20 protein-coding genes and 1 tRNA gene are annotated in these 21,801 nt (G+C 40.2%); 6 read left to right on the top strand and 15 right to left on the bottom strand.

What is annotated here, in order from left to right; translation table 11 throughout:
- Nucleotide 1: 1 nt before the first annotated feature.
- Both IWX76_RS04040 and IWX76_RS04035 read left to right on the top strand, forming a co-directional pair.
- Nucleotides 2-1,528, top strand: coding sequence for a RagB/SusD family nutrient uptake outer membrane protein (locus IWX76_RS04040; protein WP_196858581.1), 1,527 nt, complete (start codon nucleotides 2-4; stop codon nucleotides 1,526-1,528).
- A 104-nt stretch (nucleotides 1,529-1,632) separates the two neighbouring features.
- Complete coding sequence (locus IWX76_RS04035) at nucleotides 1,633-2,535, top strand: glycerophosphodiester phosphodiesterase family protein (protein WP_196858580.1); 903 nt, start codon at nucleotides 1,633-1,635, stop codon at nucleotides 2,533-2,535.
- A gap of 169 nt (nucleotides 2,536-2,704) precedes the next feature.
- On the opposite strand, the gene IWX76_RS04030 is transcribed toward IWX76_RS04035, so the two are convergent.
- On the bottom strand, nucleotides 2,705-4,750 hold the full coding sequence (locus IWX76_RS04030; RefSeq protein WP_196858579.1) for a M13 family metallopeptidase: 2,046 nt from the start codon (nucleotides 4,748-4,750) through the stop codon (nucleotides 2,705-2,707).
- Nucleotides 4,751-4,892: 142 nt separating this feature from the next.
- On the opposite strand from IWX76_RS04030, the gene IWX76_RS04025 reads away from it, so the two are divergent.
- Complete coding sequence (locus IWX76_RS04025) at nucleotides 4,893-5,162, top strand: hypothetical protein (protein WP_196858578.1); 270 nt, start codon at nucleotides 4,893-4,895, stop codon at nucleotides 5,160-5,162.
- 19 nt (nucleotides 5,163-5,181) lie between these two features.
- Here IWX76_RS04025 and IWX76_RS04020 read toward each other — a convergent pair whose 3' ends face one another.
- From IWX76_RS04020 to IWX76_RS03990, 7 genes are all read right to left on the bottom strand, one after another.
- Nucleotides 5,182-5,556 carry a response regulator gene (locus tag IWX76_RS04020; RefSeq protein WP_196858577.1) on the bottom strand — a complete coding sequence of 125 codons (375 nt, stop codon included), beginning with the start codon at nucleotides 5,554-5,556 and terminating at the stop codon, nucleotides 5,182-5,184.
- Nucleotides 5,557-5,748: 192 nt separating this feature from the next.
- A complete protein-coding gene (locus IWX76_RS04015) occupies nucleotides 5,749-6,180 on the bottom strand; it encodes a hypothetical protein (protein ID WP_196858576.1) in 432 nt (143 codons plus the stop codon).
- A 204-nt stretch (nucleotides 6,181-6,384) separates the two neighbouring features.
- The gene (locus IWX76_RS04010; RefSeq protein WP_196858575.1) at nucleotides 6,385-8,634 is read right to left on the bottom strand and encodes a DUF4838 domain-containing protein; all 2,250 of its coding nucleotides are present in this window, start codon (nucleotides 8,632-8,634) and stop codon (nucleotides 6,385-6,387) included.
- Nucleotides 8,634-9,680, bottom strand: coding sequence for a YaiO family outer membrane beta-barrel protein (locus tag IWX76_RS04005; RefSeq protein ID WP_196858574.1), 1,047 nt, complete (start codon nucleotides 9,678-9,680; stop codon nucleotides 8,634-8,636). Before IWX76_RS04005 ends, IWX76_RS04010 begins: the two co-directional genes overlap by 1 nt.
- Nucleotides 9,670-11,145 (bottom strand): glycosyltransferase family 2 protein, encoded by a 1,476-nt coding sequence (locus tag IWX76_RS04000; RefSeq protein ID WP_196858573.1) that lies wholly within the window; start codon nucleotides 11,143-11,145, stop codon nucleotides 9,670-9,672. The genes IWX76_RS04005 and IWX76_RS04000 overlap by 11 nt, the downstream gene beginning before the upstream one ends.
- Complete coding sequence (locus IWX76_RS03995; protein ID WP_196858572.1) at nucleotides 11,145-12,137, bottom strand: HEAT repeat domain-containing protein; 993 nt, start codon at nucleotides 12,135-12,137, stop codon at nucleotides 11,145-11,147. The genes IWX76_RS04000 and IWX76_RS03995 overlap by 1 nt, the downstream gene beginning before the upstream one ends.
- A gap of 140 nt (nucleotides 12,138-12,277) precedes the next feature.
- Nucleotides 12,278-12,667 carry a response regulator transcription factor gene (locus IWX76_RS03990; RefSeq protein ID WP_196858571.1) on the bottom strand — a complete coding sequence of 130 codons (390 nt, stop codon included), beginning with the start codon at nucleotides 12,665-12,667 and terminating at the stop codon, nucleotides 12,278-12,280.
- Between the two features lie 634 nt (nucleotides 12,668-13,301).
- On the opposite strand from IWX76_RS03990, the gene IWX76_RS03985 reads away from it, so the two are divergent.
- Both IWX76_RS03985 and IWX76_RS03980 read left to right on the top strand, forming a co-directional pair.
- Entirely contained in the window at nucleotides 13,302-13,835 is a 534-nt protein-coding gene (locus tag IWX76_RS03985) for a DinB family protein (protein WP_196858570.1), read from the top strand.
- Nucleotides 13,836-14,032: 197 nt separating this feature from the next.
- The gene (locus IWX76_RS03980) at nucleotides 14,033-14,737 is read left to right on the top strand and encodes a hypothetical protein (RefSeq protein ID WP_196858569.1); all 705 of its coding nucleotides are present in this window, start codon (nucleotides 14,033-14,035) and stop codon (nucleotides 14,735-14,737) included.
- Nucleotides 14,738-14,760: 23 nt separating this feature from the next.
- Here IWX76_RS03980 and IWX76_RS03975 read toward each other — a convergent pair whose 3' ends face one another.
- The 6 genes from IWX76_RS03975 to IWX76_RS03950 form a co-directional block, all read right to left on the bottom strand.
- A complete protein-coding gene (locus IWX76_RS03975) occupies nucleotides 14,761-15,408 on the bottom strand; it encodes a DUF4142 domain-containing protein (RefSeq protein WP_196858568.1) in 648 nt (215 codons plus the stop codon).
- Between the two features lie 378 nt (nucleotides 15,409-15,786).
- Nucleotides 15,787-15,874, bottom strand: a tRNA-Ser gene (locus tag IWX76_RS03970).
- Nucleotides 15,875-15,970: 96 nt separating this feature from the next.
- On the bottom strand, nucleotides 15,971-16,954 hold the full coding sequence (locus IWX76_RS03965) for a YihY/virulence factor BrkB family protein (RefSeq protein ID WP_196858567.1): 984 nt from the start codon (nucleotides 16,952-16,954) through the stop codon (nucleotides 15,971-15,973).
- A 9-nt stretch (nucleotides 16,955-16,963) separates the two neighbouring features.
- A complete protein-coding gene (locus IWX76_RS03960) occupies nucleotides 16,964-17,371 on the bottom strand; it encodes an acyl-CoA thioesterase (protein ID WP_196858566.1) in 408 nt (135 codons plus the stop codon).
- A 3-nt stretch (nucleotides 17,372-17,374) separates the two neighbouring features.
- Nucleotides 17,375-18,412 (bottom strand): endolytic transglycosylase MltG, encoded by a 1,038-nt coding sequence (gene mltG, locus IWX76_RS03955; RefSeq protein ID WP_196858565.1) that lies wholly within the window; start codon nucleotides 18,410-18,412, stop codon nucleotides 17,375-17,377.
- 7 nt (nucleotides 18,413-18,419) lie between these two features.
- Nucleotides 18,420-19,208, bottom strand: a complete 789-nt coding sequence (locus IWX76_RS03950) for a PASTA domain-containing protein (RefSeq protein ID WP_196858564.1) — start codon at nucleotides 19,206-19,208, stop codon at nucleotides 18,420-18,422.
- Nucleotides 19,209-19,394: 186 nt separating this feature from the next.
- Between IWX76_RS03950 and IWX76_RS03945 the strand changes: the two genes are divergently transcribed.
- Nucleotides 19,395-20,381, top strand: a complete 987-nt coding sequence (locus IWX76_RS03945; protein WP_196858563.1) for a D-alanine--D-alanine ligase — start codon at nucleotides 19,395-19,397, stop codon at nucleotides 20,379-20,381.
- Here IWX76_RS03945 and IWX76_RS03940 read toward each other — a convergent pair.
- On the bottom strand, nucleotides 20,378-21,781 hold the full coding sequence (locus IWX76_RS03940; RefSeq protein ID WP_196858562.1) for an MATE family efflux transporter: 1,404 nt from the start codon (nucleotides 21,779-21,781) through the stop codon (nucleotides 20,378-20,380). The genes IWX76_RS03945 and IWX76_RS03940 overlap by 4 nt on opposite strands.
- Nucleotides 21,782-21,801: the final 20 nt, after the last annotated feature.

Raw genomic sequence — 21,801 nt, 5'->3', positions numbered from 1 at the left:
CATGAAACAATACATAAAGTTAGTATCCTTAAGCCTGGTGTTGTGCTTAGGTGCATGTAAAAAAGAATTTCTGGAACAAACAGATCCGAATGCCGTTACTGTAGATGATTATTTTAAAACAGAAAATGATATCCTTCTGGCCGTAAATGGTGCTTACCAGTCGTTAAGAAGCGGCAATACGGTTGGTGAAGGTAGTCACCTGTTTACTGATGAACGATCTGACGACAGGGGCAGAGACGATAACCAGTCCAATGCTGGTGAGCCTTTCCAATTCAACGATTTTTCTATATTACCTGCAAACTCCTACCTGCGTACCCACTGGTCTTCTTTATACCAGAGTATTTCCAGAACCAATGTTATCTTGTCAAACATCGATAAGGTAACTTTTAATACCCCGGCTAACAAAGATGTTTATGCCGGCGAAGCCAAGTTTGTACGCGCCCTCATGTATTTTGAACTGGTACGTAAATGGGGTGCAGTACCCCTGGTTACGGAACAGTTAAGCACCATGGAAGAAGTAGCGGCACTTACCTTTCGTGTGCCTGAAGAAGAAGTTTATGCGCAAATTGTAAACGACCTTAAGGATGGCTTAAACAGTAGTTTGCCTAATCTTCAATCGGCTGCCGGCGTTGGCCGAATCTCAAAAGCTGGGCTAAATGCTTACCTGGGTAAAGTATACTTAACCATGGCTACGACTTTAAAGGATAACAAAGCGGCTAATTTAGAATTGGCTAATACACACTTGTTAGCGGCTTATAACTTGCGTAGCTTCGGACAATTAGCCGAAATTCCTTATGCTGATGTATTCGATGTGACCAAAAAAACCAGCAATAAAGAGGTGATCTTCCAGATTGCTTACCGACAAGGGGACTTGAATTATAGCTCTGGCCTAGCAGCTGATAACCAGGCAAAAGGTGAAAATATCAACTCTTTAAAAGTATCAACTGGCATAGGTGCAAATGTAAAACACGACCTCGTTAACGATTATGAAGCAGGTGACCTTAGAAAAGACTACTCCGTAAAATATGCAAACGATCCGGCTGTAAAAGATTGGTTTATTACCAAGTTTCGCGATGCGAGTTCTGCAGCAGGTGTTAACGGTTACGGTGGTAATGACTGGATTATGATGCGTTATGCTGATGTGATCTTAATGCTGGCTGAAGTAAACAATTTAATGGGTAACAATGCACAGGCTATACAATATTTAGATATGGTGAGAACCCGTGCGGGTATGCCTGCTTACGCGGTAGCAAGTTTAAATCCTGCCTATCGTACAAAATATCCTACTTTAAAACTAGCTATTTTACATGAAAGAAGGGTAGAACTTGCTTTTGAACACCACCGTTGGTTTGATTTGTTAAGGGCATTTACGCCAGCTGAACTGGTTACTTATTTTAAAGCAAAACCTCAGGTTGATTATGGCAATGCTAAATTGTCAAACATCAGTACTAAAGACTGGTATTACCCGATTCCATTTGATGAGGTGAAATTAGATCCGGCTAAAATGTATCAAAATCCGGGTTACTAAACGCTGGTCAACTAATTTATTAAAACGCTTCCCAGCCTCATGCTGGGAAGCGTTTTAACTTTTAAGAATCGTTATAACTTATAAACAGTATATTAAACATCCAAATGATCGAAAAATATAAAAAACACATTATAGCGGTTAGCATGGTTTTCCTAGTGCTAACCAGCAACGCGCAGCAGCACCCTGATCAAAAATTGGCTGCCATCTTTAATCCGGCGAATAAAAAAGTCCTGGTTGCAGCTCATCGTGGCGACTGGCGCCATACACCAGAAAATTCCATCATGTCTTTAACCAACAGCATTGAAAAAGGCTATGATATTATGGAACTGGATGTGAAAATGAGTAAAGACAGTGTATTGGTAGTCATGCATGATAATACTATCGACCGCACCACTAATGCTAAAGGTAAACCCGGCGACTATACCCTGGCTGAACTTAAGAAATTAAGGTTGAGAAATGGATTGGGTCGTGTTACCCCGCATCAAATTCCTACGTTAGCGGAAATGTTAGCGGTAGCCAAAGGCAAAGTGATTATCAATGTAGACAAAGGCAATCATTACCTGTCACAAGTGATCGAACTTTTAAAACAAACCGGCACTACCGGTCAAACCATTGTTAACGTGAATGACAACACCCCTTATCAGGAATTGCAAAAATCTTTAAATTTACCTGATGATGTGTATGTGATGGTGGTGGTGGCCATGAAACGCCCCGATGCCCTGTCGATCATCGAGAGTTATAAAACCCGTAAACGTAGCATCATCCAGCCTATATTTGATACCGATACGTTAAGCAGCATCAAAGCACTGCCAAGCCTGGCCGAAAAACAGGTATTGTGGTTAAACAGTTTGTGGCCTTCATTAAATGGGGGCCACGACGACGACCGTGCAGTTGAACAGGGCGAAGAGGAGCAAAGTTGGGGTTGGTTGTTAAAATTACAGCCTGCTATTTTGCAGACTGACCGTCCGGCAGAACTGCAGACGTATTTAAAACAACAAAAGCGGTAGTTGCCTCTATAACAAATTCCCTTTTTGCCTATACATCAAAAGGCCGTATCAATGATGATTTATGATCATGAAACGGCCTTTCTGTTGTGCTCATATTTGCTGAATTATCCTTTGATCAAGCCATCAAATTGCTTTGTTTGTCAAGCTATATTTGAGCATTAATCAAACCTTACCAGATTTTAACTCTTTTCTCTGGAGCCAGGTATAAAGAATCTGATGGTTTTACATCGAACGCGGTGTAAAATTCTGGAATGTTACGAACCACACCATTTACACGGAAAGTTGCCGGCGAATGTGGATCGGTGTTCACCTGGTTTCTCAGGGCCTCATCGTTGGTTTTGTTTAACCAAACCTGTGCCCATCCTATAAATACACGTTGCACACCGGTAAAGCCATCTAATACTGGGGCTGGTTTGCCGTTTAAGCTGCTCTGGTAGGCTTTTAATGCAATGCTTAAGCCACCAAGGTCACCAATGTTTTCACCTAACGTAAATGCGCCATTAACCTTCAGGTCTGGGAACACCTGAAAATCGCTGTATTGCGCTACTAAAGCGTTGGTTCTTTTCTTGAACTCACTTTCATCTGTGGCTGTCCACCAGTTACGCATCACACCGTTGCCATCAAAGGTGCTTCCCTGATCATCGAAACCGTGACCAATTTCATGGCCGATTACCCCACCAATACCACCATAGTTAACCGCATCTTCGGCTTCCATATCAAAAAATGGGGGTTGTAAAATTGCTGCGGGAAACACAATTTCATTCAATGTAGGGTTGTAATAAGCATTTACCGTTTGGGGTGTCATGCCCCATTCTGTTTTGTCTACCGGTTTACCTAATTTGTTCAGGTTTCGGTTGTATTCGAAAGCTGCAGAACGTTTATTATTTCCATAAAGGTCGTTTTTAACAATTTTCAGGCTGCTGTAATCTCTCCATTTATCTGGATAGCCAATTTTTGGCGTAAACTTACTGAGTTTATTAAGGGCTTCTATTTTGGTCTCATCACTCATCCAATCCAGATCTTTAATGCTGGATGCGTAGGCTTTTAATAAGTTGTCTACTAATTTCAACATACGTTCCTTAGCTGCCGGCGAGAAATGTTTTTGCACATACACTTTACCAACCATTTCACCCAGGTTACCGTTTACCACACCTACCGCACGGCGCCAGGCTGGTCTTTGGGTTTTGATACCGTTTAAGGTGTTCGAATAGAAATTAAAATGTTGCTGGTCTATCGCTGAAGTTAGCGAGGTAGCAGCACCTGTAGTTGCGCTCCATTTCAAATAAGTTTTCCAGGTTGAAATAGGCGTGTTCTTTAAAATGGCATTCAGGTCTTTGGTATAAGCCACTTGTGTTACCACCATGCTGTCAAGGTTCTTAATACCAGCTTCGGCAATTAAAGTAGTCCAATCGAAGTCGGGCATTAATGTTTTTAGGTCCTTTACCGCGTATTTATTGTATAAACCAGCCATGTTTCTGGTCTCTTCTTTTTTCATTTGTTTACCAGCCATTGCGGTTTCTAACGCCATTACCTCAGCGGCTTTAGCTTTAGCATCCGGTAATCCGGCTAATTTGAGCATGCTTTCTACATGGGCAACATACTTCTCGCGTAAAGCCACAGATTTAGCATCTGTTTGCAAGTAATATTCGCGGTCGGGTAAACCTAAACCACCCTGCCAGGTATAAACCATGTATTTGTTTGGGTCTTTAAAATCTTCAATGACCCCTACATTAAATGGAATCATGTTGCCCACCATATTGGCATAAGAGAAATAAGCCGCTAAATCTTTTGCGTTGTTCAGTGCATCAATCTTTTTAAACTCTTCCTGCAATGGTTTTAGACCTACAGCGTCCCTATCTTTCATGTTCATAAAGGATTCGTAGTAATCGCCAATCTTTTGCTCTTCACTGCCTTCCTTAGGGTTACCTTTTGCTGCATTTTCTATAATGGTACGTACATTTTCCTGAGCCTTATCGTTAATGATCGAGCTGGCTCCATACGATGCCTTGTCGGAAGGGATGGTAGTTACTTTTGACCAGCCACCGTTAACATATCTGGTAAAGTTATCACCAGGTGAAACACTTGTGTCCATGTGCTTAAGGTTTACACCCGATTTCAGGCCATCATTGCGCAGGGGATCCTGGAAAGCCACCGTTAACAGGAGTGCTCCAGCCACCAGGGGAATCCATGGTGATTTAGGTAATTGTTTTATCATGATATAATAGTTTGTTTAAACCAAATCTAATAAAAAGTTTGAAACAAAACAGGTGGTATAAAAGCTGTAAGTAAGTAAAGAATATTAATAATTTATGGAAACTTAAAGTGCCTGCGGATGTTCCTTAGGAAATATAAATTTTATGGAAAATCAACAAGAAAACCTGAATCACAACGAAACGCAAGATCAAGAACAAGGCTTTGATCCGAAGTCTTTAGCCACCGACGGACCAGTGAGTCAAAATGAGGGAGATGGGGGAGATGATTTGAATGAAACAGAAACAGCCAATGAACTGGCAGATGATGAAGAGTTTGAGATTACACCTAATGATGACGAAGCTACCAATGTTGATGAGGAAGACTTGGATATGCTGAATGGCGAAGAGATAGATGACGATGAAACGTTATCTTAACCATTTTAAAGCACCGGTTTTATAAAGAGACCGGTGTTTTGCTTATCACTTGTTTAATTTTTTTTACCAAATCCTGCATATCAAAAGGCTTGGAAATAAATAAGTCACAGCCATAGTTTCCAAGTGATTTGATCACTTTGTCGTAGGCTGATAGAATAATCACAGGAATGTTTTTTGTAGATTCTTTCTTTTTAATGGCTGAGCACATTTCGCCACCATTTATACCTTCCATAATATAATCAATAATCACCAGGTCTGGCTGGTACACCGTCACCATAGATAAAATGTCGTCTGTGTGATTGCTTGTTTTTACCTCAAAGCCGAAATAAGCTAAGGCAGAAGATAAAACTTCAAGCAAATCCAGATCGTCGTCGATTAATAATACTTTATTCATAGTTTCTCAGGCGTTTTTAATTTGTGATGAACAACCAGATACATTAATTGTTATATCGATATTCAAATTTAGCCAACTATATTTAACCCTGTTTAGTAATTATACCTGATTCACAGGGAGGTATATACTTACATGAGGAGGGCTTTAACAGCTTGTGATAATTAAACGATGTAACTTAAAGTTTAGTACTTCTTAATCCTTAGGCAAGATCAAGCCAGAGATCCCAGTAACCACTTCTTCTTCCTCGTCTTTTGATTTTTTACCTTTTTTCTTTTTACCACCACGCAACTGTTCCTCCAGGTACAAGTCGTACTCTGTCTGTTGCTCAGGTTTCAGGATGTTCCTGATGCTTTCCGAAGTTTCGTTTTGCTTTTTGATGAATTTAGTATAGTCATCTTCAATAGGCGCACCTGTTTTCTGTTTTTTACCCAAAGCAATCTGGTCTTTAGTCAGTTCAAGTGTATAATTATAGATAATATTTTTCTGCGTAGAGTTCAATTTTAGCCTTTTTTCCATCGTTGCAACACCTTTTGTTGCAATTTCGGTAGCTGTTGGTATTTTTTGTGCTTGCAGGGAATAGGTAACTGCGAAAAGCATGAATAACACTAGCAAATTTCTTCTCATTGTATTTTTAGTTAGCTGTCAAATGATTACCTGGATACTGGTTTAGCACTCAGGTTAGCAGTTGTAAATGTAAGTTATTTCTTAGAGAATGCAATGATTAGGCATCGAGCTTAAGTAGTCAGTTTTATACACATTGATATCGAGTATCACAAATGTTGCACTTAAGTAAACGATTCAAACACATGCAGTAAAGCATAGTGAGCACTAAAGGATCATGATCTCATCGGCAAAAACCCATGTTTTCCTGCCACTATAATTTCGCCATGCTGGCGGTATCACCATATTTACAGCTTTAACTTTAATGTACCTGGATTTAAACCCTGTTGGTAATTCAAGGGTATAATCCTTAGTCGCAATATCGTAGTTTTCGTAAAGTAATGGACCTAGGATAGTTTCCATGCTGGTATATTTTTCGCCATCAAGTGAAAAGCTATAAGTTACCGCAGTGGGTAGAAAGGCCCAATGGCGCTGGTCTTCTAAAAAGCCAGTACTCACCTGGTTAATTGGCGTTTCTTTTTCAAGATCGATTACTACTTCCATGTTCGTGCCATACCAGCCCAGCCAGTTGTATTGGTAGTCTGCATAACCCCTGCTTCCATCCACCAAAGTTTTGATGCCCTTATTTTGGTATTCCTCACTAAAAGGAATCAGCGCCTTCAATGGTGCGTTTATGGCTAAATGCACTTTCGGGCCGGCTTTAAAAATCTCCTTCCATTCTTGTTCATACTGATCTGGTGTTTTCCCGCCTTCAGAAAGTTCAGTAATGTCTGCCGCAATTGCAGTTTGAACGAATGATTTTACTTTTCTTTCCATGGCAGGTTTGCTGATCCATGCTCCATTTTCATTTTGGATAAATGCACCATGTTTTTCCATGCCGTAAAACCTTGATTGCTGAAGAACAGCAAATTCTACGGCCAACCTTGCTTTTTTTACATGTTTAAGCTGCGCTGGCGAATGCTTTACAGCGTGTTCAGCCTGGTCGAACAGTTTGCCATAATGATCCAGCAGTGGAGGGCTCAGGTAGGTATTGTGGACACTTACCGGGTTTCCATAGATATCAAGTAACTGACCTGCTTTTTTTAAACCGCCTTCTAAATCGGTAATATACTGTTGTATAAAGGGGGCAGCCTTTCCATAATAGCCCGATAAAAATTCTGTAGTCAATTGTTGTACATCCGCTTTAGAATTCCAGGTGAGTTTGGCTAACAAGTAACCCCTCAGCTCAGAGAATTCGGCAGGGGTACCGCCCGAGCCTTGAAAAAAGATGCCTTTAACTTTGTTTAGCTTAAAAAAATCAGCATTTGGCTGTAATACCCCAAAGTTTGGAAAGGGACTTACATAATTGGTAAACTGTACATTATAATCCCATACAAACAAGTTTTTAGTGAGGCCGCTCCAATTTTTTAAATCCCTTTTAAAGCTGTTAGACCTTGGGTCTGTGGCAATGGGTTTACTTCGGTTACAGTCTATAGTACATAACATCACCTGGACGTTTGCTGCTGGTTTAGTCAGCGAGGGTGCTCTTTGCGAATAGGTATAAGCAAGTGTAGATATTATTTTATCTGGAAATTGTTTGGCTACTTTATTGACGAACCGTATAATGGAGCCTTGAGGCCCACCTTCTTGTTGGTCCACAGCCTTACAGCGGTTGCATTCACAATAACCCAGGTCGTCATTCTGACTCACCGACCAGTATTTCATTTGCGGATTGTCGTCCATTTGCGTCTTCAGGTTGCGTAAAACGATCTTAAGCACCTGGGGGTTACTCAGGCATAGTTGGGAAGCTTTTCTTGTTCCATCAACCCATGCATAATATTCAGGATGTTTACCGAAGTAAGTTTTAGACGGCACTAATTTATCAAAGGAATGACCCCATAGGCCCCAGACATCGTCTAAACGTGTTAATTTGTGCCAGTCCAGGTAGGTTTGGTCTTTGGAGTCGGGGTAATATACCTCGCGGTAGTTGAAGTCAGGCTTTTCCTGAATAACAAGGGTAGAGGGTATGGTTACGGTAGTTTTACGGGGGATCACCTCGTAATCAGCTGCATATTTCCGGCAGCCTAAAAAACGCTCCAGAAAGGTGTATACTGCATATAGCACGCCTTTGGTGCCTCCGCCATTCAATGCCAAGTGATTTGCCGCTACCTTGATCAATAACTCATCACGATGCTGGAATACGGTTAAAGGGGTACGATTGGTATGTCCGATAATGATCTCACTTATACCCTTACTGTTGCTATCTTTGATGATGGGCAATTGCAGGCCGCTTACTTTTTTAAGATAGTTCTGCAAGGTTGCTGCTGCATGAAGCTCTTCTGTGGAAGCACTGGCAGAAACCACTATATTATATTCAGACTTGCCACTGGAAATGAGGACCAAAGGATCACTTGCAGCCGATAACTGGTTTATAGAAAACATGGTAAAAGCAAGTAATATGATGGTCTGTTTGATCATTAAAAGCGGTACTGAAAGTTGATCGCGATATCATATTCGTTTTCCTTTCGGTCTGCAACATACTCTTCGCGGTTATAAGTGCCTAATATACCAATCACATTACGTTTCCAAAGTAACTGCTGGTAACCGAGGCTCAGTCTAAAAGATTTGTTATTCAATCTTTCAGAAAAATTAAAATTTCTGGTCCTGTCGTCAGGTGATATTCCCGTTCCAATAATCGCTGTAAAGTAATCGTCAGCCGTATTCAGGTAATACCTTCCGGTAAGGGCATAAGATTGCGAAACCCTTCTTTCGTCGGGCGTAACATAGGCCCTGAAATTAAGCCAATAGCTGCCAATATACTTACCTATGGAACCTCCGTAACTAAATAAGTGATCAAATTTATATTGGTAGCGAACACCTAGTTCACCTTCCCAGCCGCCTTTAAAATTCTGGAGATAAGAATAAGCAGCTCTGTATTTTTGGAAAATGGCTGCATTGGAATAAGCGAAATTGACAAATGAATAACCGTTTTTATGTTTCGGATAAGCTTCTAATTCAAACTGGAAACCATCGTCATAGGAACGGTCGGCATAATTAATCCGCCCGATGATGGTACCATATTTTGTTTGCCTTCCGTAGTACACGTTCAGCAGGTTCCATGATTCTTTACCTTCTCTTTCAAAAAAAGTAGGATTATAGGTAATGCTCACTCTATTTTTAAGGCTATCAATTTTTTGTTGACGTTCCGAATTCGTTAAGCTAGTCAAATAGCTTTTTGCATTGGCATGATCCGGCTCTTCGAGAAGAATTTCATTGAACATGATCCTGGCACTATCTGGCTTGTCGTTCAGCCGATATAACCTTCCAACCAATAATTTTACATCAGTATATGTCGGACTGATACGAAGCGCTTGTTTTGCAAGGACCAAGGCCTTCGGGTAATTTGCATTTTCATTGGTTTCGTATAAAGCTTTTTTGAACAAGCTATCAACATCTACCTTTTGGGCATGCAGCTTTACGGCTGATAAAATACTCAACAGCAATAGCATCAATCTAATTTTCATGTTCTACGGGTTTTTTAGAAGTAAGTTTACTGCGTTTAATACGTTTTTTAAAGCCTGATCTTTGCATATTACCCCATGCCATGGGTTTACCAAGAAAGGAGTAGATGTCGCCTTTAAGGGCAAAGAAAACGACAAGCGGATGGTAGAAAATAGGTTCTAAAAGTGCAGCGCAGCAGAGCTTGAAAACTTCCATTTTTGAACCATATTGTTTATGGATTAATTCATCCCAAAGTACCGCCATAATGGTAATCATTACCGAAAAGCTATACACATAAATGAGTAAAATGACGGCGTATTCCCAGTTAATCTGACCAGTAACTACTACATAGATATAATAAAGGATACCAGTGGCTTCAATGATAGGGGCAAGCCACTCAAAAAACAGCCAATAGGGAAATGATACCATTCCAAAAATGCCATATTTAGGGTTAAACATAATCTTTTTATGCATCCATAAGTTTTGCGAAAGTCCTCTTGACCAACGGGTACGCTGACTGCCAAACACTTTAAGGTTAGCGGGCACTTCGGTCCAGCAAAGGGATTCTGGAATATATTTAATGAGGTACTTTTCTTTCAGGTTATGCATGTATATACGCATTCTGGTAATGAGTTCCATGTCTTCGCCAAAGGATTTAGGATCATAACCCCCTGCATTAATGGCAATCTCTTTATTAAACATACCAAGACCGCCCGACACCAGCATTAATGCATTCATTTTACTCCAGGCCATGCGGCCCAATAAAAATGCCCTGATGTATTCCAGTTCCTGAAATAACGGCAGATAGCCCTTAGGTACTTTAACCTTAACCATGAAACCGTTTTTAATTTCGCAGGAGTTTGAAATTCTAATGGCAGCGCCGGTAGCAATTACCTTTGTTTTTTCTTCTATAAAGGGTTTGATAAGCTTTAAAAGGGTGTCTTTATGGATAATACAGTCAACGTCAGTACATAGAAAATAAGGGTAAGAAGAAACGTTAATTCCCGCATTGGAGGCATCAGCCTTACTTTTCCCATTTTCTTTATCAACAATGAGCAGGTTAAAAAATGCTGGGTTTGTAGAGCGGTAAATTTGTTTCACCGGTTTGGTTACAATTTGCTCGTTGTAAGCATATTCGATGGGTTCCAGGTTAAATTCATCAATCAACTTTTGCAGGGTATGGTCGGTACTTCCATCGTTTATAATTACCACTTCAAACTTAGGATAGTTGAGCGATAACAGCGAGTGGACACTATCAATAATAGTTAATCCTTCATTGTAAGCAGGCGCTACCACTGTTATACCTGGTGCGTAAGGCGATGTTAATAGGGAACGTAAATCTATATAACTTTGACGTTTAAGGTATTTGCGGATTTCGATTAAGGACAAAACAACTAACCCCGCATAGGAAAGCATGAGTACGGTTGCATAATAGAACATGAAAACCTCATAGAATTCCCTTATGTAATTAAATAACTGATGGAGCATTAATTTCTAATTAAAGTGTTAGCGCAATGGCTGATAATGATTTGTTTTTCTTCAGAAAGGAGTGGATCGTTGATTAAGCTATCCGTGTTAAATTCAGGGTATACCACGAGTGCACAGCCTGCAGTTTTCACGATAGAGAATTCTGTAGCATTTACAAATTGTTCAATTAAAAACCCGAGTTGATTTCCGCTTCTAATTAAACCTATGGATTGCAGCACCTGTAATTGTACATGCAATTCTTCTTCAGGATAGTTTTTAAGCATATAGGGTTCAGCCTCTTCTGCATTAAATTTCCCTAAAACGTTAATCGTATCTACCCTAATCTGTTGGTCAGGATGATCTAACAGCGCGATTAGATCTGGTATTGTTTCCAGCTGTTGGTAATAGTCGGCAAGTTTAATGGAAAAGGAAATCACAGATGTGTTTTTAGATTTCAGGAATGTGCTTAATTCCGGAATGGCTAGATCAGGCGTATTGATAATGATTTCATACAACAAGATTTGGTGCCAGGGTAACAATTCTTCGGTAGCCATAGCTAAAAAACCAAAGGGATTGTTTTTATGGAGTTTGAGGTAGGTAGATTGCGCCTCAATACGTAAATCATCATTTTGATCATTTAAAATCGGGTCAATATATTGATCTACCGGATAGTCGGGTTTCATTTCACGCATTTCCCGCAGTCCTTTCGCTTGCAACTCCCAGGATCCACTTTTCAGTTTAAGAATTACCCGTTCACTCAATTGCAGGTTAGAAAACAGCCTTTTGAGTATGCGTTCGGTGCTATCAGTAAAATTACGGTGGTAATAAATAATCTGGTCGATGACAACCTGGTTAAAAAGACTGCTTTTAATGGCAAGCGAATTTATTCTATCTACATAGGGTAAAAAGTCCTTTTCTGCTGCCTTCTCATCCAGCATTAAATTGTCAATTAATGCGTCCGATACCAAGGTAGTAGCCCGATTAACTCGGGATTCTTTATAAGCTGTTACCATTCGTTGAAGTGATAACAGCGCATTGGCTAACAAAAACATTATAATGGAGATGACAATGACTACTAGTGCAATTTGTATGAATAAAGGATATTTCTGAAACCAATTCAGAAAAGTATCCCAATGATGATATCCTGGAAGCACTATGCGTTATACGATAAAGATGTACCCCCAATTAATAATTTAAGCTTTGTAAGCAATACATTTAAAGCAATTGGTTTTTTAAGAAAATCATTTGCGCCAATAGAGAGGGCTTCTATGATGGTGCTTTCGTTTCCCAGCGCTGATACAACGATGATAGGTGTTTCCTCATTTTTATCATCTGCACGTATATGTCCAATTAATTGAAATCCGGATACGAAAGGTAACATCAGGTCTACGATGATAGAATCATACTTATTTTTTTCAATTTGGCTGATCGCCTCATTTCCATCTCGGGCAACATCTACATCAAAATTCTCTTTTTCAATTCGTTTTTGTAAAAATGTTAAAATAAGTTCTTCGTCTTCAATTATTAGAATTTTGTTTTTCATAGGAGTTAATAAACAGTTGGTGTATACAGCCCTGCACAAGTTCTATGCCACGCATGTGAGAACAAGAATATGTTTTAATAGGTTTTTGTTTAAGAAATTGTTTTCAGGGTGTAATATATTTTCTATAAATTAACTAATATTTTGTCGATGTGTTTCCATTTAACGTTAAACAAACTAGCTATTTTATAGCCGACTTATTATCAGTAGGTTTAGCTTTTTGGGTTTAACTGAACACCGTTTTCAGTAGTTTCAGCTAGGTTTAAACCTGTTATGCATTGAATTGAAGCATCTATTTTCGAGATATTCGCTTTTATTAATCTTATTGTATTGATTTACAGGTGTTTTTGTTTGATAAAAGGTATTTAATTAGTCATTCTGCTACAAATAGTTTAGCTGCATAAATTATAAATTAAAATATGATTTAGTTTGAAGACTACGCCTAATAGCAGTGCAAATTATCAGCGCTTGTTTAGCTAAGTATAGTGTGACTTCTATAAACTACAGTTGAGTATATAGGCCCCATAGTGAGTAAGAAAGAAGCAAAATATGTTACCATATGTATAGAAGCATAGCCTGTAGGTTAATCTATTCCTGATCAGAAATTCATAAATTAGACCTCTATAAATCAAAAGACATGAAATCACTAAAAAAAATTACAGCCTTATTCCTGTTCATCCTCATGGCAGGAAGTACAGCAATGGCACAAAATGCATCGAGTGAAATAATTAAAGAATGGGAAAGGGCGAAAGCTTATACCAAAGAATACCTGGATGCCATGCCGGACTCCGCTTTCTCTTTAAAAGTAACGCCAGACACGCGTTCCTTTGCCGACCAGATGCTTCATATTGCTGATGGTAACTATGGCTTTGGTACAGCGGCAACTGGCCAAAAAAGTCCTGTAGCCATGGGTTCACTTGAAAAAGGAAATGATAAATCAAAAGCTATGGTAACCAAAGAAACCTTAGCCAGTTATGATTTCATCATTACTGGATTACAAAAATTGACACCTGCACTGCTACAAGAGAAGGTTAAGGTATTTGGTCAGTTTGAATTAACCAAAGAACAGGCCGTAGCTAAAGCTTTTGAACACCAGACCCATCACAGAGGACAAACAACCATGTATATACGTTTGGCTGGTATTAAACCTCCTGCAGAAAAACTATTCTAAAGGAGTTGCCAGGCTTGAATTGATTGATTTAGTTAGTGGTAACAATAACTTAGGGCTTCCATATTAATGGGGGCCTTTTTTGTTGATTAGCGACGTGATAGGCGACTTGTGTAGGTTCACATGTTTAAATATAGGTTTACACCAATTAAAAAAATGCTTAGCTTTAAATATCATTTTTGAATTTAAAAAGGAATGTTATGAAACGATTTTTGGGACTATTCGCGATGTTATGCTTCGTCATCACCTCAAACGCGCAAGCACAATCCACCACTATTAACGGGGCATGGGAATTTAAAGATGGTGCTACCCGTCATCTTCTCCTGGTGCAAGACAGTATTTATTTCTATACCGTGCATCAGGATCAGGAATTTATGATGAGTCAGGGCGGTAAAGTAGGCATCAGTGGTGATAAACTGACAGGTACCGTTTGGTATAATACTGCAGATTCATTAAATGTAGGACAAGATTTCGATTTCCCTTTTACCTTATCTGGCAAGCAGCTATCCATTACAGCTCCTGAAGTTCAATTGAATTTCACTCATGTAGATGAAGGTAAAGCGCCTCTTGCAGGTGTGTGGAGGATAACAGGCAGGATGCAGGATGATGGAAAAATAGGTGCAATACATCAAACAGGGACACGTCATACCTATAAAATGCTGACTGGAACAAAGTTTCAGTGGGTAGCAATAGATCCAGCAAAGAAACAGTTTTCTGGCACTGGTGGTGGTTCTTATACCTTTAAAGGTGGTAAGTACACTGAAAATATTGAATTCTTTTCCCGTGATAACAGTAGGGTTGGCGCATCATTGACTTTTGACGGTAAGTTAGAGAATGGCAATTGGCATCACAGCGGGCTGAGCAGCAAGGGCGCGAAAATCTATGAGGTGTGGAGTAAGAAGTAAGCGTGAAGTGTAATTCATCGTCTTTAATTATTTGTTGATGAAGTGACAATACCGATATCATCACCATTATTGGTGTTACTGATGTTTAATTTTTCACCAAGTTTAACAGCATCTTTACGGTGTGATTGTATAACTGGTAGGGTGGTAGAAGCAAAAGCTTTTAATGCCGAATCTTTAAATGAAGTGGCTTTTCCAAAAAGTGCTGTTGTTTGGGCATGGTTGTTAATCATCATGGTGAGGTATTGTACGTCAATGGACCTGCCAGATAATTCCTTCATCGCTGCGATTTCTTTCAATTGATTTTCTGAAAGTGTACTGGGAAAAGTTAAGCCCTTGCGATTGGCGATTTTCTCAAGTTCTTTATTCGCTTTATTATGGTCTTTAACCATGCGTTCAGCAAATGATTTAACTGCAGCGTTCGTTGACTTTTGAATAATTAAATTTCCTGTAGCAATTTCACCCATACTTCCTGAAGCTGCTTGTGATATAAATGATTTCTCATCACCATTGATATCAACATCTGCAGTATAATTTTGTGCTCGTTGTGTCGTATCTTCTATTGGATCAACAGCTGAGGTAGCCGCTGTATCTCTTTGCCCACGGTCGTCATTAAAGCAACTTTGAAGACTCATACCAACGATTGCAATCAGGAAATAAATAGGCTTTTTCATATTTTTTTGGTTATGCTAAGATTAGTTATTATAACCAATAGAAAGGATTTCTGTTTTTTTTATCGTTAAAACCTGCTTGTTTAAGCTTTTAACCAGGTAATGCTACCTGCTGTTGGACTGGAAGGTATGTGGCTTTACGGGGAAAGCAGGTTCCACTCCGGCTTCTTGTAAGTCCGGGTTAACGAAGGAACTGGTACGGCATTAGTACTAATGCCGTTTTTAACGTGTACTTTCTTCGAACTACAGTGAAAGTGTGATGAGACTAATGCTTTTTTTCTCCCATTACTGGGTGATTTCCTGCTCAATATTAAGAAAAAGCTAATTACCAAAAAAGCCTGAAATCTTACGATTCCAGGCTTCCTGTAGGTTTTGATACCTTGGCGGAGAGTGGGGGATTCGAACCCGCGGACCTATAACAGTCAACAGTTTTCAAGACTGCCGCAATCGACCACTCTGCCAACTCTCCGGCGCAAAAGTACGAATACCCTCCGGTTCTGCAAATTCTGTACTTCAATTTTTATAAATATTTTGATAACCTCTTTAAAATGAGCTTAAAAATCTTTTAACGGTGCAGTTTTTCCGTTGGTTGAACAGGCTTTTTAAACACGTTATAGTTCGGTCTGATGATTTTAACACTTCTTTTGCTCAGGTCGACACTGGCATTGAGTTCAAAGCCTACTAATAAAATTAACGAGTTGAGGTAAAGCCAGATCATGATCACCAGCAAAGTGCCTATAGAGCCATACAGCTTGTTATAAGATCCAAAGTTATTGATGTAGAAGGAAAAGGCCCAGATGCTCAGGAAAGCCAGGATTGTGGCTAACCAGGAACCTGCGCTAAACAAGTGCCATTTCTTTACGTGTGCAGGGCCGTAGCGGTATAATATGGAGATGGTGATAAAATACAATGCACCTAACAAAGTCCATCGGCTTACCTGAATTACATAATAGGTGAATTTCCCCTCGATACCCAGTCCATTTTGGATGTAATTTAAGGCAATTTCGCCTACAATCATGGCACCTATACAGATGAATACAGATAAAACGATCACCAGGGTTAATACGATGGCGATGATGCGCCGTTGAAACCAGGATCGTGTTTCCATAATTAACGACGATTTATTAAAAGCCATCATCAAACTGTCGATGCCATTAGTGGCAAAAAACAAGGCAAATAGAAAACCGAAAGAAAGTAATTTTCCATTTTGTATTTTCACGATTTCAGTGATAGTAGATTCAAAGGCGTCAAATGCTTTGTGCGGTAAAATCAAACCAACAATCGTCATCAGCTGGTCTTGAAAACCGGCAGGCAAAAAGGGAATCAGCGTAAAAAGGAAGATGATGCCCGGAAATATGGCCAGCATAAAATTATACGATAAGGACGACGCTTTGTTAAGCAAAGATTCTTTTTGAATCTCCACAAGAAAGAAGGCGGCAACAGTATAAAGGGGCAGGGGACTAAAACCAGGCAATATATAGACCTTTGTCCAGTCTATAAATAAGGAATATACTTTTATTTTAAGTAATTGCTTGTGAATCCAATCCATCTAATAAATTTAGTTAAAAAATTGCGCTATTCTGCTCATAAAGTTTTCAGGGGGCGTACATGGCTTTTTCTTTTCCATGTCGAAGAATACCAATGTGGTATGCCCGAGGTTTATCAATTCTCCTTCTTCGTTGAACAACTCATAATCGAACAGGATACGCACACCTGGAAGTTTGGATACAATGGTTTTAATGGTAATTTCCTGGTCGTAAAACGCAGGCTTGATGAATTTGCATTTCAATTCGAGCAGGGGCATCATCACACCGGCGTGTTCCATCGATTGGTAACTCATGCCTAAGCTCCTTAACATTTCTACACGGCCAACTTCATAATACTGTGCATAATTTCCGTTGTAAACGTAACCCATCTGATCCGTTTCACTATATCTTACCCTAATTTTTGTTTCGTGTACGTACATCTACTATCTAAATATCTTGCGTTGGTTTAAGGCTTCCCTGTATTTTTTTGCATTGATTTCATGCTGCGCCTGGTTCTCTGCGAAATTATGGTATCCCGAAAAATCTTCTTTTGCACACATGTAGAGGTAATTGTTATCGTCTTTATTTAATACCGCATCTACCGCTTTGATGCTGGGCATCATGATCGGGCCCGGAGGCAGACCAGCATATTTATAGGTGTTATATTTTGAATCCTTTCTAAGCAAGGCATACGTTACTCGTTTAACAGTGAAATCGCCATTGGCAAAGATCACGGTAGGATCGGCCTGTAGTAATATGCCGCGTTCTAAACGGTTGAGGTAAAGACCCGCGATGATGGGCATCTCTTTATCAAAAATCGCCTCCCCATCTACAATAGAAGCCAAAATACTTACCTGAACCGGCGTTAGGTTAAGTGCCGCTGCTTTCTTTTTACGTTCAGCAGTCCAGAACTTTTCATATTCAGCTTTCATTTTATGGAAGAACTCCTCCGGACTGGTGTTCCAGTACATTTCATAGGTGTTAGGAATAAACATCGTGTAGATGTTTTCCTGTGTAAATCCATGCTCTTCAATTAATGCAGCTGAATCCAGCACGCTGATGAAGGCCAGGGAATCAGCTTCCAATCTTTTGGCCAGGTAACCAGCAAAATCTTCCTTGCGGCGGATGTTCTGGAACTTCAGGTTCACAGGTTCCTGGTTGCCTGATTTAATCATGTTGACTAAATGGCGGTTGGTCATGCCTTTTTTTACCCGGTAACGGCCTGGTTGAATACGAAGGGCCAGGTCCATCTGTTCTGCAGCTTCCTGAAAAGTCTTGATTCTTTTTAAAGCGCCACTTTTGTTCATGGCTGCATATACAGCATTTAAATCAGAACCGGTATTGATATATACATAGTCGGCATTATCAGTTACGTTAGGGGCGAAATAGACCGGGTAAAACTTAAACCCGAAAATTGCGCCAATGACGAAAAAAATCGATGCAATGATGATAACAGTTTTTTTTATTCTTTTATTGTTCATAATGTGTTTAGTCAATGAATTCAGGGCTGGTTGGTTTTTCAGCTAATATAATGTTTACCGGTGTTCCGATTTTTACTTTAGTTAAGGTGTCAGACAGGATAGGTGATTGCATTACAATTACCGCGTTGGCACTATCTGTAATGGTACCCTGGTAGGTAATGGTACCCATGTTTAACATCGATCCTTTCAGGGAAAATCTTGCTTCATCGGCAGTAAGGCCAACCAGGTTAGGGATGTCTACATCTTCATTTCCGCGTCCATCTCCCAATACCAGGTCTATTCTTGACCCTTTAGGTAATACATCGCCAACGGCAACGGCTCTTCCGCCGAATAAGGCTTCCAGCACCACATCGCGACTCACATCGGCCTTGTAAGTGGTGTCACCAATTTTCAGACCAAAACCACTTAATATAGACTCTACTTCACGCAGGGATTTGAATTCTACATCAGGAAAATTAACGTTGGGTGCCTGAGAAGTATTGATGGTCAGGTATATGGTTCTGTTGTCCTTTACAAAGGTGTTGGCTTCAGGATCCTGATCAATAACCAGGCCTGGTGGCTGGTCCATAATGTAAACAGAATCAACTTCATAACGCAAGCCCATGCTGGTTAACTTGCTAACTGCCTGGTCAAAATTGGTCCCTTTTAAAGTAGGTACATAAAGCCCCTGTCCGTGCTTGGTATAGTACCGAAGACTGAAGAAAGCAATAAATAATATGGCTAAAGCCGTGAAAATAGCGGCAAGAAGGTTATTTCTAAACGATTTTGTTTTTAGATAAGATAGGAACTTACTCATGGCGTCAAAAATAGGCTAAAAAAATATTTTATGTGAATTTAAATAACATCTCCATTAGTAATTATATTTTTGAGCATTACCTTTTGGTAAGGTGAAGTAATATTTTAACCCATGAAAACTTGATCAGACTAAGCTTCTGTAGCAATTAAAAAGCTGATGATCACTTTCTAAATAAAACACAAACGAATGAAAAAAACAATAGCCCTGCTTACCGGAGGCACAACAGGAGAATGGGTAGTGTCTGTAAAAAGCGCGGCCACCATTGCCCATCATCTGGATCCCAACAAATTTGACGTGTATAAGATTATGCTTACCCAGCAAGGCTGGTTCTATGAACCTGCAGACTCCGTTAAAATAGAAGTGGACCGCAATGATTTTTCCCTTAACCTCAAGGGGCGGAAAGTAATGTTTGATGGTGTATTTATTGCCATTCACGGTTCACCTGGTGAGGATGGTAAATTACAGGGGTATTTTGATATGTTAAACCTTCCTTACACCACTTGCGATGCCATGACCTCTGCCATTACCATGAATAAAGGTTATACTAAAGCCATTGTGCAGGATATTGACCAGTTATTTGTGGCTAAATCAGCACAGATCTTTAAGAACGGCAATTATAAGGTAGATCAGATTAAAAAGGATTTAACCCTGCCTTACTTTGTGAAACCCAATAATGGGGGAAGCAGCATTGGCATGAGTAAAGTAACTAACCAGTACGATTTGCCTGGCGCATTGGATAAAGCCTTTAAAGAAGACAACCAAATTTTAATTGAAGAGTTTATTGCGGGCCGCGAATTTACCGTAGGCGTGGTTAAGCTGGATGGCAAAATTACGGTCCTGCCCATTACAGAAGTGGAAACCGCTAAAGAGTTTTTTGATTTTGAAGCTAAATACACCCCTGGTGTAGCTAAAGAAACGACACCAGCGGTATTAGATGAAGAAATAAACCAAAGAGTGGCGCAAATTGTAACCGAAGTTTACCAAAAACTGAATTGCCGCGGTATAGTGCGTATCGACTTTATCCTGAAGGGTGGGGTGGGCGACTTTTATTTTATCGAAATCAATACCATTCCGGGGCAGACCGCAACCAGTTTTATTCCTCAACAGGTGGCGGCCATGGGCATGAATCTAAGCGACTTCTACACCAAGCTGCTTAAAGAAACTATTGGCTAAACCTTAATGGTTTTCCATTTGCCTTTTTTAAATAGAAAATAGGCAACAATAGCAATACCTGTTTCCGATACAGGTATTGCTATAAATACCCCGGTGGGTCCCATGTTTAAATAGTGAGCCAGTAAATAAGCAAAGGGAATCTGGAACACCCAGAAGCCGAAAAAGTTAATCCATGTTGGGGTTCTGGTATCACCTGCTCCATTGAAGGTACTCACCAGTACCATTTCTATTCCGTAAAAAACATATCCTGCACATAAAATATATAAAGCCTGGATGGCCACATCCTGAACCTGCTTATCATTGGTGAAAAAAGAAACCACAAATGGTCCGGCGATAAAGGTAAATAGCATAACCCCGGCCATATAAGCGGCATTGTATTTCATGGTGGTTATTACTGATTGGTAAGCGCGATCAATTTGTGCGGCCCCCAGATTTTGCCCTACCAGCGTAGCGGCGGCATTACTCATACCCCAGGCAGGTAACAAAAAGAACATCATCAACCTTAAGGCAGTTTGGTAACCTGCCGAACCCTGGTCGCCACCGGTAGTGGCCACCAGCTGAGCCAGAAATACCCAGCTGCAAGAAGCAATAATAAACTGGAAAATTGCTGGTGTGGCAATCTTTAACAAGGCTTTGATCTGTTCTAAATGGGGTGTAAAATAGGTTAACTTTAGGCGAATCAGGTGTTTACCGCTCCAAAGGTGGTATAGCTGATAGGCCACCCCAATACCCCGTCCAGCGGTGGTGGCGATGGCTGCACCCGTTAAACCAAATGCGGGTATTGGCCCTAGTCCATTGATCAGTAAAGGACAAAGGATGATATTGGCCAGGTTGGCAATCCAAAGGCTTTTCATCGCAATGGCGGCATTGCCAGCGCCCCTAAAAATACCATTAATTAAAAACAAGAGAATGATCACGATGCTTCCCGCCATCATGATCCGCGTAAAAGTAGTGCCGTGATCTGCTGTTTCGGCCGAGGCACCCATGATCAGCAGGATGTCGCGCGCATAGATAAATCCGAAAATACTGATTATCAGGTTGATGCCGAGTGCAATTAAAATGGCCTGCGCGCCAGCCTTTGCAGCAGCAACAGGGTTTTTCTCGCCAATTCTTCTCGCCACCACGGCCGTTGCCGCCATACTCATGCCAATGGCAATGGAATAGATAATAGTGAGTACAGATTCTGTTAAACCAACGGTTTGTATGGCGTGACTGCTATTGGGTAGATGACCTACGAAATAAAGGTCTACCAGGGCAAACACCGATTCCAGTGCCATTTCGAGCATCATTGGAATGGCCAGCATCACCACCGCTTTATTGATGCTGCCGGTGGTGTAATCCATTTCTTCGCCTTTAATGGCTTGTTTAAGTAGCGTGAAAGCTCGGGATACCTTGGTCATTACCTAAAATTAGGTTTATT

Source organism: Pedobacter sp. CAN_A7, assembly GCF_015752175.1.
Classification (GTDB): Bacteria; Bacteroidota; Bacteroidia; order Sphingobacteriales; family Sphingobacteriaceae; genus Pedobacter.
Note: the sequence above shows the minus strand (reverse complement) of the source record. Positions and strands in the feature narration are given on the sequence as shown.

Coding starts and splice junctions, on each gene's coding strand:
- IWX76_RS03975 (WP_196858568.1), bottom strand. CDS start 15,408: ATGAAAAAGCCTATTTATTTCCTGATTGCAATCGTTGGTATGAGTCTT.
- IWX76_RS03965 (WP_196858567.1), bottom strand. CDS start 16,954: ATGGATTGGATTCACAAGCAATTACTTAAAATAAAAGTATATTCCTTA.
- IWX76_RS03940 (WP_196858562.1), bottom strand. CDS start 21,781: ATGACCAAGGTATCCCGAGCTTTCACGCTACTTAAACAAGCCATTAAA.
- IWX76_RS03985 (WP_196858570.1), top strand. CDS start 13,302: ATGAAATCACTAAAAAAAATTACAGCCTTATTCCTGTTCATCCTCATG.
- IWX76_RS03995 (WP_196858572.1), bottom strand. CDS start 12,137: ATGGTAACAGCTTATAAAGAATCCCGAGTTAATCGGGCTACTACCTTG.
- IWX76_RS03950 (WP_196858564.1), bottom strand. CDS start 19,208: ATGAGTAAGTTCCTATCTTATCTAAAAACAAAATCGTTTAGAAATAAC.
- IWX76_RS04040 (WP_196858581.1), top strand. CDS start 2: ATGAAACAATACATAAAGTTAGTATCCTTAAGCCTGGTGTTGTGCTTA.
- IWX76_RS04000 (WP_196858573.1), bottom strand. CDS start 11,145: ATGCTCCATCAGTTATTTAATTACATAAGGGAATTCTATGAGGTTTTC.
- IWX76_RS03990 (WP_196858571.1), bottom strand. CDS start 12,667: ATGAAAAACAAAATTCTAATAATTGAAGACGAAGAACTTATTTTAACA.
- IWX76_RS03945 (WP_196858563.1), top strand. CDS start 19,395: ATGAAAAAAACAATAGCCCTGCTTACCGGAGGCACAACAGGAGAATGG.
- IWX76_RS04010 (WP_196858575.1), bottom strand. CDS start 8,634: ATGATCAAACAGACCATCATATTACTTGCTTTTACCATGTTTTCTATA.
- IWX76_RS04020 (WP_196858577.1), bottom strand. CDS start 5,556: ATGAATAAAGTATTATTAATCGACGACGATCTGGATTTGCTTGAAGTT.
- IWX76_RS04005 (WP_196858574.1), bottom strand. CDS start 9,680: ATGAAAATTAGATTGATGCTATTGCTGTTGAGTATTTTATCAGCCGTA.
- IWX76_RS03960 (WP_196858566.1), bottom strand. CDS start 17,371: ATGTACGTACACGAAACAAAAATTAGGGTAAGATATAGTGAAACGGAT.
- IWX76_RS04030 (WP_196858579.1), bottom strand. CDS start 4,750: ATGATAAAACAATTACCTAAATCACCATGGATTCCCCTGGTGGCTGGA.
- IWX76_RS04015 (WP_196858576.1), bottom strand. CDS start 6,180: ATGAGAAGAAATTTGCTAGTGTTATTCATGCTTTTCGCAGTTACCTAT.
- IWX76_RS04035 (WP_196858580.1), top strand. CDS start 1,633: ATGATCGAAAAATATAAAAAACACATTATAGCGGTTAGCATGGTTTTC.
- IWX76_RS04025 (WP_196858578.1), top strand. CDS start 4,893: ATGGAAAATCAACAAGAAAACCTGAATCACAACGAAACGCAAGATCAA.
- mltG (WP_196858565.1), bottom strand. CDS start 18,412: ATGAACAATAAAAGAATAAAAAAAACTGTTATCATCATTGCATCGATT.
- IWX76_RS03980 (WP_196858569.1), top strand. CDS start 14,033: ATGAAACGATTTTTGGGACTATTCGCGATGTTATGCTTCGTCATCACC.